7 protein-coding genes and 1 pseudogene are annotated in these 11,971 nt (G+C 64.3%); 6 read left to right on the forward strand and 2 right to left on the reverse strand.

Annotated features, from left to right (window positions below; all coding sequences use genetic code 11):
* Positions 1-2: 2 nt before the first annotated feature.
* Positions 3-2,705 carry a glycosyltransferase family 61 protein gene (locus ACLBYB_RS28745; RefSeq protein ID WP_447700824.1) on the reverse strand — a complete coding sequence of 901 codons (2,703 nt, stop codon included), beginning with the start codon at positions 2,703-2,705 and terminating at the stop codon, positions 3-5.
* A gap of 243 nt (positions 2,706-2,948) precedes the next feature.
* Between ACLBYB_RS28745 and ACLBYB_RS28750 the strand changes: the two genes are divergently transcribed.
* The 6 genes and pseudogenes from ACLBYB_RS28750 to ACLBYB_RS28775 form a co-directional block, all read left to right on the forward strand.
* Positions 2,949-3,620 (forward strand): NeuD/PglB/VioB family sugar acetyltransferase, encoded by a 672-nt coding sequence (locus ACLBYB_RS28750; protein WP_447700825.1) that lies wholly within the window; start codon positions 2,949-2,951, stop codon positions 3,618-3,620.
* Between the two features lie 125 nt (positions 3,621-3,745).
* Positions 3,746-4,855, forward strand: coding sequence for a DegT/DnrJ/EryC1/StrS family aminotransferase (locus ACLBYB_RS28755; RefSeq protein WP_447700826.1), 1,110 nt, complete (start codon positions 3,746-3,748; stop codon positions 4,853-4,855).
* A gap of 48 nt (positions 4,856-4,903) precedes the next feature.
* Complete coding sequence (locus tag ACLBYB_RS28760; RefSeq protein ID WP_447700827.1) at positions 4,904-6,676, forward strand: glycosyltransferase family 61 protein; 1,773 nt, start codon at positions 4,904-4,906, stop codon at positions 6,674-6,676.
* A gap of 19 nt (positions 6,677-6,695) precedes the next feature.
* Positions 6,696-8,477, forward strand: a complete 1,782-nt coding sequence (locus ACLBYB_RS28765) for a glycosyltransferase family 61 protein (protein ID WP_447700828.1) — start codon at positions 6,696-6,698, stop codon at positions 8,475-8,477.
* A gap of 859 nt (positions 8,478-9,336) precedes the next feature.
* Positions 9,337-10,578, forward strand: a complete 1,242-nt coding sequence (locus ACLBYB_RS28770; protein WP_447700829.1) for a hypothetical protein — start codon at positions 9,337-9,339, stop codon at positions 10,576-10,578.
* Between the two features lie 217 nt (positions 10,579-10,795).
* A pseudogene (locus ACLBYB_RS28775) lies at positions 10,796-11,008 on the forward strand (IS66 family transposase); the annotation flags it as partial.
* Between the two features lie 176 nt (positions 11,009-11,184).
* Here ACLBYB_RS28775 and ACLBYB_RS28780 read toward each other — a convergent pair.
* A complete protein-coding gene (locus ACLBYB_RS28780) occupies positions 11,185-11,865 on the reverse strand; it encodes a class I SAM-dependent methyltransferase (protein WP_447700830.1) in 681 nt (226 codons plus the stop codon).
* Between the last annotated feature and the right edge of the window lie 106 nt (positions 11,866-11,971).

Raw genomic sequence — 11,971 nt, forward strand, 5'->3', positions numbered from 1 at the left:
TGTCAAAACACCACACGGGTCTCGATCTGAGATGGCTGCGGAGCCGCTTCGGATTGACGCGGCTCGCTTTGCTCGTCCCCGGAAGAGGTGCAAGCTGATGCACTGGGGTCGCGTATCGCGATCATGCCATCGACCAGCGCCCGGGCGGTATCCTGGAGCGCGCACCGCGTTGGCTCCAGGGGCGCCTTCCCGTAGGCACGGGCCGCCGCGTAGGCCGCCGCGTAGGCCGCGTCCCAGCCGGCCGCGAGGATCTTCGGGCCAGCAGCCTCGAGATCGTCCCGGATGGCGGCCCACGCGGCCTGGTGCGCGCCGTCCCAGGCCGCGGCCCGGACGGCGGCCCCGCTCTGCCGCAGGGTGAGGTTCGCCACCGCCGCCCGCTTGCGAGCGCGCGCCAGGTCATCGCACCAGGCAGCGAGATCGGCGATGTCAGCGAGTGCCGGACGATCGGCCAGCGCGTCCGCCTCGACATTCAGCTTGGCGAGACGGAACCACGCCGGCAGATGGGTCCGGACGAGCCAGTCGGCAACCAGGGCGACACGCAGGCGCTCCAGTGCCTCCGGGCCGCGCGTGCCGACCAGGCGCGGAACGAGCGGGAGAATGAGGGCATCGCGCGCTTCCTGGGACAGCCGATCGCTCCAGATCCGGATGAAGGCGGAGAGGCTCGGCGACGCGCAGGTGGGCTGATCCGAATGGGCCTCGCCGGCCACGTATGCCACCGCCTCCAGGGCGCAGAGGCCGGAAGCCGCGTCCGCGTGCGGCCCGGCCGCGAGCGTCCTGACGTGCGCGAGCCGGTCGGGATCGACGCGTGCGGGCGCACCCGTCCGAGGGTGAGACCGGACCGCTCGGCGATCCGGTAGACGGATCGGCCTGTCGTCCACCGCAGGCACCGGGAACCCGGCCGGCACGCCGGTGGCGGCCTCGTTCTCAAGGGCGGCCACGGCCGCGACGACCTTGGCCGGGTCGACGGTATAGCTCACGTGGAAGGCGTGCACGCCCGGCCGGTGGAGGGTGCGACCGCGCAGGAACAGGATCCGCGCGCCGCCCACCTCGATGTAGCTGGCATAACCCCGGAAGTTGAACGCCAGCTCCTCGTGAATCAGGCCTAGGATCCGGCACCCAGGCCGGCAGAACAGGGCGTTGCTCAGGGCCGAACTCGACGAGCCCACCACCAGGGCAGCGGAGTGGAACGCCTCGACCTGTTCGAAGAACGACATGGTCTCCGGGTAGATCACCTCGAAGCCCAGGGAGCTGAGTTGCTCGGCGATCTCCGCCTCGTTGACGAGGGCGCGCTGGCTGAAGGCCTTGCGCGAGATGAACAAGCGCCGGTCTGTCCGGCCCGAGAGGACGCCCTGTTCCCGGGCGCGTTCGAGGATCTGTTCACGCACCGGCGCGAAAATATCGGCCGGCCAGATCGCGTCGTAGACCGGCCGCCCCGGCTTCATCTCGAACGGAAAGAACGCCGGCGGCGGCGCGATCCCGAGACGGCCGAACGCGACTGGCCGGGGCGGGAGCTTGATCACGGGCCGGTCGCGCGTGTCGAGCAGGCGCAGAATCTGCTCGTGCGAGGCGGGCATGTGGTCGTCGATGCAGAGCGGGATCCCGTCCGGGCAGCGCGCGTCGTTGTAGCAGAGCATCCGCGGCACGAACTCGCAGAACCAGTGCCCATAATTCCGGCTCTGGAGGCCGAACATCATCAGCCCGGCCTCGACCCGGTGTGGGTCCTCGGGCACTTCCACGAGGGCGCGCGTCTCACCGAACGCGGCCATCATGATCTGGTCGGGATTGATTCCATCCTGCAGCAGGATGTCGGGCCGGCGCGGGTGCGCGGCGAGGTCGTAGACGAGCTTGTCACCGGCGATGACGACGTTGCTGCGCGGGAAGGCCTGGGCTCCGTCCAGAAAGGCGAGGTACTGGGCCGGCATGTCGAGCTCGCCCGGCTCGGATAGCAGGGCAGGGGGCGGCTCGAAGAAGCGCAGGTCGGGCGGCGCGATCCGCCGCCTCGGCCACAATTCTGTGTAAGCGCCGTCCCCGCCTGCGGCGAGCGACTCGGCCGTGACGATGTCGTAGGCGCGCAGCGGTCCCGAGCGGTAGACGTGGCGCGTCGTCTCGTGCAGCGCGATCGCGTCCGCGTAGCGCCCATCCGGGAGCAACTCGTCGATCTGTAATCGGCGGAGATTCCTGACCTTGGTGCTCAGGGCGAAGCCATCCTCGGTCGTGACGCCTTCGTCACCGCCGTTCAGCTCGTAGGCCAGCCGATAGCACTGCACGCAGGATTCCGGCTCCTGCCCGCACTCGGCGACCCAGCCGAGCCGCAGCAAGGTGGCGAGGCCTTCGCGGATGGCGGCTGGGCTGCCCCCCGCGCGCAGGTCGAGGATGACGGCGGTGGCCTCCGCGTAGCGTCCGTGTTCGCAGAGATCGCGCAGTCGCGCGCTGACGGCGGCCACCGCCCAGCGTTCGCGATCCTCGGGGACGATCGAAGCGATCAGATCGTAGGTAGCGGCGACGGCGCCGAGCTGGCCATCGCCCTCAAACCGGAACGCGAGCGTCTCGAGGTGCCGCCGCATCCGGGTGACGCGCGCGTCGACGTGACCTTCGAGGGGGCGATCCTCGGCGGCGACGCACGCGCAGAGCTGATCGAGAACGTCCGACGCGTTGTCGCGATTGATCGTCCGGATCAGGTCGATGAACGTCTCCGCCGGCCTCATGTCGGTCTCACGCTCCGCGCGTCCTCGCCCGCGCGCCCGGGTGCGACGCGCCGATCTCGGCGGTGTACTGGAACGATGGCACCGTGACGAGGCATCGGCCCTGGAGAGCCCGCAGGGACTCGTGTAGGGCAGGACTCTGGACAGGCAGGACACCCCGAGGCAGGGAACCCCGCGCATGGACGTTCGCCCGAGCGGCAGGCAGTCGCCAGCGCCGAGCCAGAACCGGTCGCGGCACACGGCGCGATGACCCTTCGCCTCGTCCTGTACGGTGCGGGTGCCCTCGCCCGCGAGATCGTCGACGCCCTTGAGCGCCTGAACGCCCACGGCGCGCCGATGGAGCTAAGGGCGAGCATCGTCGATCCCGGCATCCACGCGCCGGAGACGTTCCGCGGCCGGCCGGTGGTCCGCGATGTCCGCACCTTCGCGGGTGACGAAAGTCTGCGCTTCGTTGTCGCTCTCGGCGAGCCGGAGCCCCGGGCCCGGGCCGCCGCGCGTCTGCGGGACGCGATCGGAGCGCGTTTCGCCTCGATCATCGATCCCGGCGTGCTGATCGGCGCGAGCAGCCGGATCGGCGCAGGTGCGGTGATCCTCGGGCATTCCTCCGTCACGGCGGATGCCCGGCTTGGCGAGCACGTGCTGATCAATCCGGGCTGCACGGTGGCCCACGACGACGTGCTGGAGGATTTCGCCACACTGAGCCCTGGGGTCAACCTGGCCGGCCATGTCAGAGTGGAGGAGGGGGCCTTCCTCGGCACGGGGGCCTGCGTGATCCCGAAGATCCGGATCGGCGCGCGCGCCGTGGTCGGAGCCGGCGCCGTGGTGATCCGCAACGTGGCGCCGGGCCAGACGGTGTTCGGGAATCCAGCTCGGCCCTTGCCAACGCGGCTCAAGCCGCAGAGCCTGCCGCGCGCCTGAGGGGTCCGGTCGGCAAGGGCGGACGACGGCGCCTTCCGCGGCGATGCCTGGGCATGTATAGCGGCCGCGTCACCGGGCATTCGGACGAGGATGGTGGCGGCCGACAGTCAGGACGTGTCTCGACGATGATCCCCGTGCTCATTCCAAGCCTGCCGGAGACGGACGCCATCGTCCCGTACCTGCGCCGGATCGATCAAGCGCACATCTACAGCAACTACGGTCCGCTCTCCCGCGAATTCACGGCCAAGCTCTGCGGCTTCGTCTCGGAGCGCGCCGGCGGGGCGCCGGTGGCCGCGACGATCACCGGTAACGGCACGAGCGCGATCGAACTCGCCCTGCGCTACCGGATTGGCGGCCGGCGCGGCGGGCTTTGCCTGATGCCCGGCTACACCTTCATCGCCACCGCGCACGCGGCGGTGAATGTCGGCCTCGAGCCGTTCTTCGCCGACGTCGATCCAGAGACCCTGTCGCTGACGCCCGCCATCGCCGAGCGGGCGCTGTCGCTGGCCGAAGGCGATGTCGCCGCCGTGGTGGTGGTCAGTCCGTACGGGGCACCGATCGACGTCCCGGCCTGGGAGGCGTTCGAGGCGGCGCACGGGATTCCGGTCGTGTTCGACGCCGCCGCCGCAACGCTGAACCTTACCCGGGCCGGCGCGCAGCCGCTCTGCGTTAGCCTGCACGCCACCAAGGCGCTCGGGATCGGGGAGGGGGGCGCGATCCTCACGACCGATGCCGACTTGGTGGCGCAGACCACCGCGATGACCGGTTTCGGATTCTCGGCGAGCAGCCGGGTCTCGGAGGTGCGCGGCGGCAATTTCCGGATCTCCGAATACGCCGCAGCGGTCGGCCTGGCGGCCTTCGACGGCCTCGATGCGCGCATCCGGCAGTTGCGGGAGGCCTCGCTCGCCTATGTCGAGGGCTTCGACCGGATCGGCGTACGCATGCAGCCTGGCTTCGGCACGGAATGGCTGACCATGACAGTCAACGCGCTGTTCGAGCCCGCAGCCGCCAATGCGGTGACGGCGGCGTTCGATGCGGCCGGCATCCAGTGGCGGCGCTGGTACGGGACCGGCTGCCAAGCGCACCCCGCCTTCGCGACCTGCCGGCATGACGGCCTTGCGCGGACCGCCTCCGTCTCCGCCGGCGCGATCGGGGTGCCGTTCTTCCCGGCGATCACCCGGGATCAGATCGGCGAGGTCTGCGCCTGCGTGGAGCGGGCCCTGGCGACGCGCTGAGGCGCTCGGGACGGCGCGGCGGATCGCGTGAAGGAACGGTCGGTATCGATGCGGGACGACTTTCGGCGAATCCTTACGCAGGCCAACCGGACAACCGGCGCCGCCACCCTCGACGCGATCGAAGGCGCCCTCGCAGCGCTGACGGAGGAGCGCACCGAGACCGCCGCGCAGCACCTCGCGACCCTCGCGTTCCGGTATCAGGGCGAGGACAGCTTCGATCTGGCGGCTCGTGCCTACAGGCTGGCGGCCCAGGCCTCGCGCGCGCAGACCGCGCAGTACCATCTCGCCGCCATCCGGACGGACATCGTCGACCGGTGCCGGCGGCAGGAATTCGACAGCGTCGAGGACCTCCTGGAGGCGCTGCGCCAAGCCAAGGCGGCGGTCCAGGATCGCGGGCAGGACGACCCGTCGCTGGTCCAGATCGCATGGGACTACGAGCTCGCCGGTGAAGCCGAGAGCGCGGTGCGCAGCTACCTGCTGGCGCGGATCGCGCGGGACACTCTGGGTGGGCAGGCCCTCACGGTCGACGGTGACACGCTCGAGCGGAAGATCCGGAACCTGCGCAGCCTGCAGATGACCGCGCTCGCCGAGGCAGGCCGTCATGAGGAGGCGCAGGCGCTGCACGAGCGGACGCGCGCGACGCTCGGGCTCGGGCAGGTGCGGATCTACGACATCGTCTCCGCGCGTCGGGCGGCCACCGAAGGGGAGGGCACCTATCGCGAGCTCATCGGCCCGCGCCGGATCGCGGAGCCGGAGATCCGCTTCCTCGAAGGCCCGGTGGCGCTGACCTCCGTGTGCGGGACCCTGGATGCCCCGCCGCAATACGTCGCCCGGTTCAAGGACTGCCTCACCTTCCCGCGCAGCAACATCGTGCTGCAGGGCGGCCGCCTGATCTATGACCTCGCGGCGCACCCCGACAGCGGCATTGCCGACATCAAGGACGGCAAGAACACCGACCAGATCATGACTGCGGTCTATGGGGGCGGCCGCGCCCTGGTGGAGGAGCCGGCCGAGGTGCGGAGCCTGGAATCCGGCCTGATGATGTTCGGGCTCCAGAGCAAGAACTACGGCCACTGGCTGCTCGAGTTCGTGCCGCGGATGCTGTGGTTCAACGATCCCGTCTGCCCCGCGGGCTTCCCGATCTGCATCGACGATCACATGCCGGCGACACATCGGCAGATCGTGGAGCTGCTCGATACGCGCGGGCGAGAGATCCTCCCGCTCCCGGCGCAGGCGGTCCGCTTCCGCGAACTCGGGGTCGCCCCGGTCCCGACTTTCTTCCCGTTCGACGCGCGGCCGGACGTGCCGGTCTACGACTCGGTCTGGCCGAAGGACATCCTCGGCGCCATGCGGCGCGCCGTGCTCGACAGGCTAACAGCGCGCGGGGTGGACCTGCGCTCCACGGGGCGGCGGATCGTCCTGTCGCGGAAGAATTTCACGCAGCGTCAGCTCGTTAACGAGGCCGAGATCATCAACGCCCTGGCGCGCTACGGCTTCGAGGTCGTGTATCCGGAGAAGCTGTCCTTCATCGAGCAGATCGCGCTCTATCACTCGGCCGACGTGATCGTGGGCTCCGCGAGTTCCGCGATGACGAACACCATCTTCTGCAACGACAAGGCCCGCGTCGTCGCGCTGATCCACGAGAACCGGTCGTTCAATTTCCGCGGCTACACCAGCATGATCGAGTCGAGCGGCGCCCAGGTCCTCTACATCCGGGGCTCGACGGTGCCGGGTGAGAAGACGCATCCGTTCCACGCCAATTACACGGTTCCGGCCGCACAGGTGCTGCGCGGCCTCGAGCGCGTCGGCGTCGGCCCGTAGCGGTCGGAGACGGAGCGACATGCGGCCGACGGCGACCTTTCTCGACCTTGTCCGGTCGATCGACAGCGGCAACGCCTCGACCCGGCTGGAGACTCTGGCCTCCCTGCTCACCGCTGAACCTCCGTCGGGACCACGTGCGGCCGCGACCCTGCGGCACCTCGAAGCCCTGGGCTTCCGGCTCGAGGGCGGCGCCCAATTCGGGGATGCGGCGCGCGCCTACGCCCTCGCCGCCGCGATCGACCCGCACGATCCTCAGCGCTGGCACCAGAACGCCGCCGTGGCACGCCTGCGCGGCTTCATTGAGCAGGAGCTCTGGCACGACGCGTCGGCGTATATTGCGGAACTCCGAAGCCGGGACGGGGCGGGGGCTATCCCGCAGGAGACCGCGCGGACGCTGCTGCAACTCGGCTGGACCCACGAGTGCCGCGGCCGAGCGGAGCCCGCCGTACAATGCTACCGCCTCGCCTCCGACCTCAACGGCGGCGATACCGGCCTTGCGACCGTGGACGGGGACAGCCTCAGCCGGAAAATCCGGAACCTGCGCATCCTGCAGATGAATGCCCTGGCGAAGGCCGGCCGGCACGAGGAGGCCGTGGTGCTGCACGATTGCACCCGCTCGATCGTCGGTATCGGGCCCATCGGCATCCACCGCATCGTCTCGGCCCGGCAGGAAGCCGCGGAGGGGTACGGGCGCTATCACGAGATGCGGCCCACCCGCAGGATCGCTGAGCCCGCCGTGACATTCCTCGACGGCCCGATACCGCTGACCTCCCAGCCGGGAACCCTCGACGCGCCGCCGCAATACGTGGCGTTCTTCCAGGACTGCCTGACCTTCCCCCGCAGCAACGTCGTGCTCCGCGGGGAGCACCTGATCTACGACCTCGCGGCCCATCCCCTGAGCGGGGTCGCCGACATCAAGGACGGGGTCAATCCGGATCAGATCATGACGGCCGTCTGGGGAACGGGACGCGCCCTGGTCGAGGTGCCATCGGAAATTCGCGAGATCGAGGCTGGGCTGATGATGTTCGGTTTCCAGAGCCGTCAGTACGGCCACTGGCTGCTGGAATTCGTCCCCCGCATGCTGTGCTTCAACGATCCGGCCTGCCCCTCGGGATTGCCGCTCTGCGTCGACGAGGGGATGCCGGAGACGCACCGGCAGATCGTCGCGCTGATGGACACGCGCGACCGCCCGATCGTGACGCTGCCCCCAGTCGCGACGCGATTCCGCGAACTCGGCCTCGCACCCGTGCCGGCCTTCTTCCCGTTCGACACCCGGCCGGGGCTACCGATCTACGACGCGATCTGGCCGCAGGACATCCTCGCCGCCGTGCGCGACAAGATCCTCGAACGGCTCGCCGCGGATGGAGTCGATCTCCAACAGTCCGGACGGCGCATCATCCTGTCCCGGCGGGGATTCACGCAGCGCCAGCTCGTCAACGAGGCCGAGATCGTCGAGACTTTACGGCCCCACGGGTTCGAGGTTGTCCAGCCCGAACAGCTCACCTTCGCCGAGCAGGTGCAGATGTACCACGCCGCAGACATCATCGTCGGATCGGCGAGTTCCGCCCTGATCAACTGCATCTTCTGCCGGCCGGGAGCCCGAGTCGTGGCGCTCGCCCATGAGAGCCCAGGATTCTACTTTCGCGGCTTCACCAGCTTCGTCGAGTCCAGCGGGGCGCGTCTCCTGTTCGTCCGCGGAACCACTCTGCAGGCGGAGGGCGTCCACCCGATGCACGCGAACTACATGGTCCCGCCAGCAACGATGCGGCGGGCTCTGGAGAGGGTCACAGTCGCTCCTTGATGCGCATCCGCTGATGGCGCCTCAGCCGGACACCGGACTTACCGTTCGCGCATACACCTTGTGAGTCGGCATACCGCAGAAATCGTCCTCCATGCCGAGCGTCCGCATCGGTTTGAACGGGGCGGCGATCAGCCCCTGCATCAGCAGGCGCAGGAATTCCTGTAGCCCTCGCAATGGGATGTCGGCTTGGTTAGGGCTCAGTCGGTAGAGATGGAGCGTATCAATGATGTAATGCCCGGCGCCAGCGTGCAGCTCGACAAGGACTCAGTGCTCGGCTGGGGTCGGGAGCTCCGCCTTAGATAGCGGCGTGATCTGGCAGCCCGACGCATCCCGCCCTGCATCCGCGCCGCAAGTTCGTCTGCCTTGCTTTGGAGCGGTCACTGAGACACCGTAAGCCCGTCAAGAAGGGCTGCGACATTTCCATAAGCGTGCGACGGATGTATGCAGCAGCCGACCAAGGAACGGGCCTGAATGAACATAAAGCGAGAACAGACCATGTTCGTTGTGGGCTACTGGGGCACGGTCGGATCCGCGATCGTATGTCAGCTGCCGGAGCTGTGCCTCACACCGATTTCAACTACCCATCGACCAGGGCTGAATTTGCTCGATCAGGCGGCGGCTCGCCGTTTCTGTGCGCGGTACCAAATGTACACTGCCAATTTCTAAGTCGCCATAATGTACAGCAACAACTCGGGGAAATTCTTACTAGTTGCGTCCACCGACGGCAACCTACTTCTCCAAATCAATCCCATCACCGCCACCAGCACAAGTGACGCAGACCGGCCGCTGCCGTTCGGATCTGATATATAAAGCGACTTCTCTATCAAGAATGTGCGCGCAAACTGCAAGGTGCTAAGCAATGCAACCGACAGCAATCGATCAGGCGACAAATATGTTCCAAATACCTTCGATCCGCGTCGGCGAGAATTTAAAATTTATGGAAGCAGCAATAGAGATTACTTTAGGAAGGCAGATTTTTGTAAAGCCGCCGGTCGCCGAATCACGTTACTTTTTGGTAGTCGCAGTTTGTGATTATGTACGCCTTGGCGAAAATAATCCATCGAAGCAAATCTTGACGGCACTGAACGAGGCTCAGAAGACAGATGTAAGGCAGGGAGTCGCTCGCCTTGTTCTGGACTTAAGCAACGAAGGCCCGCGCTTTGATATTAATTTGTTCAATTCTCTTCGAGTGCAGCTTGATTATTTAGAAATCCCGCATAATAATGTATTCTTTGTGTGTCAAAACCGCCGACTTGAGTCGGATTACCGTCAAGCTTTCGGTAATGAAGGTCTTCGATTTTGGACTCTGGACTATTTTCCTATCACGATTGCTAATCTGTTTGATATAAATCGAGCAAACCTAACATTAGGGGACTATAGCCCTCTCTCTGGCCCAAAAGATAAATTTTTCAACTGCTTCAATTCAGCCCCTCGGTGGCACCGAGTGGTCCTGTACCGGTGGCTGCAAGAACAGGGGCACCTCCCAAAAGGCCTAGTCTCGTTCCATGGAACAAATGCACTCAACCCCAAGGGGAATGAAATCGATATAAAAAGCCCACCTAGTTATTTGAAAGAACATTTTCCGAGTTTATTACATAATTTAGACCAGCTCTTGCCCGCCACGCCCCTTCGCCTCGACAGTTTATCTTCCTTCGGCAACGACCTATCGACGAGTATTCCAGCCAATATTTACGCAAGGACAAATCTTTCTATTGTACCTGAATCCGATTTCTTTGATGCGGGAACAGTCAGGATAACCGAAAAATCAATTAAAGCGGCCTCAATGGGTGTTCCATTTGTACTGGTTGGGCCAAAGAAATCCATCTCTCTTCTTCGAGATCTAGGTTTTAAAACTTTCGATCGCCTCATTGACCACAGCTATGACGATATGGAAGACATTGAAAGAATGAATACACTGATGCGCACAATTGAAGACTGTTTTTCTCGAATGAATCGCGACCTCGCAGAATGGCAAGAGGCCGCAAAAGAGGATGCCCTCTTTAATTACAATCACGCGAGAAACGGTCTGATTGAACATTTCTATCAGATGATAGTTGCGCCAATTACTGATGAGATGCTGAATTTTGTTCGTCGAGTATAGCGTTATCCTGACCGAACGAAATGTTTGTTTACGGACGAGGGGGGCATGCCCCAAATGACCTAACCGGCTGGCTTTGGACCTGGCTGATTGAAAGGATCAGCCAGGACCGAAGGAGTCGGACATGCAGCGAGGTCAGAAGACGAGCGCGGCGTGAGGCCGATGTGGGGCGCTCGCGGTGCATCTTGCCGGGAGCCGAGTTTGCGGATTCTCTCGTGCGGTGGGCCGCAGCGAACTGGAACGGCTGAGCCGCGAGGAGCTGATGGAGCTGGTGCTGCTGCTTCAGCGGCCAGAGAAGACCTCGCGGACCTCGTCCAAGCCGTCCGCGACCGATCGCAAGGAGCAGCGGGAGTACTCAAAGCCCGGCGACGCCAAGCCCGGTCAAGAGGGCCATTGCCGCGTCGTCAGCGATGATCCCGACGCAGTCGTCGACTGGGCTTGCTCCGCAAAAGTGGAGCAAGTCCAAAGGCAATCTGTTAGTTCGTAAAACGTTTGCGAGGCATGGCATCCACCCTCCTTCCAGGATCAGGATGCCAAATAAAATTGCGCTCGACGCAGACCAGTTTGCTGGATCAGGGTGACCTGTTGCCGCATCGCCAGCAGAGCCTTTCATCGAGCGGCACTCATGGCTATGGCAGACGGGTAATCGAGAGTATGTATTGTAACATCTTTGAATCCGGCCCTAATAACATGTGTCCACATATCGGCGCCATATTCTGTGGCAACAGCATAATCAGGTGAAGCGGTCGACGGATTTCCATGATAGGAAAAAGGTAGCCCGCTTCTATCTCGGCTCAAACGTCCAACAATAGTCGGCACAGTAAAAGCAAGAGTGCCGCCCGGCTTGAGAACGCGTCGACATTCGCTGAGCGCATGGAGCGGATTCTTGACGTGCTCAAGTGTATCGGAGTGAACAACGAAATCAAAATAAGAGTCTGCGTAGGGCAGAGCGTGCATGTCTACATCTGGGTAATTTCCTGAAACATGTCCTGGCAATAGCGAGAGAATGGGAGAAAGTGTGCCAGCCCCGTTCAACTCGAGAAACCTTACGTACAATGATCTTGGACCTTTGACCCACTCGCGGAGCGATCCGACCGCCCTGTTAGATTGCAGTATTGCGCGCGCTAATACTATTGATCGTAGATTTGCTCCGCATGCTGTGCAGCACGTTCCTTGCTGGCGATCTACGTAAAGCCTCTCCTCTTCACTAATTTGCCACTCCTGGCATAACTCATCCCATAGTACTTTTGTGTCGCGGAATTCGTTTCCGAAGCATACACTGCACATCATTGTCGAAGGCCCCTATTTGAACGGGCAAAACGCCAATTGTAAGCTGGCTTGAAGGTTCAGCATTGAGCTGTGCTGCCGGAAATACAAGGCCCGGTGATTTAGAAAA

It is taken from the genome of Methylobacterium sp. D54C (genome assembly GCF_053345595.1).

Coding starts and splice junctions, on each gene's coding strand:
- ACLBYB_RS28745 (WP_447700824.1), bottom strand. CDS start 2,705: ATGAGGCCGGCGGAGACGTTCATCGACCTGATCCGGACGATCAATCGC.
- ACLBYB_RS28750 (WP_447700825.1), top strand. CDS start 2,949: ATGACCCTTCGCCTCGTCCTGTACGGTGCGGGTGCCCTCGCCCGCGAG.
- ACLBYB_RS28755 (WP_447700826.1), top strand. CDS start 3,746: ATGATCCCCGTGCTCATTCCAAGCCTGCCGGAGACGGACGCCATCGTC.
- ACLBYB_RS28760 (WP_447700827.1), top strand. CDS start 4,904: ATGCGGGACGACTTTCGGCGAATCCTTACGCAGGCCAACCGGACAACC.
- ACLBYB_RS28765 (WP_447700828.1), top strand. CDS start 6,696: ATGCGGCCGACGGCGACCTTTCTCGACCTTGTCCGGTCGATCGACAGC.
- ACLBYB_RS28770 (WP_447700829.1), top strand. CDS start 9,337: ATGCAACCGACAGCAATCGATCAGGCGACAAATATGTTCCAAATACCT.
- ACLBYB_RS28780 (WP_447700830.1), bottom strand. CDS start 11,865: ATGATGTGCAGTGTATGCTTCGGAAACGAATTCCGCGACACAAAAGTA.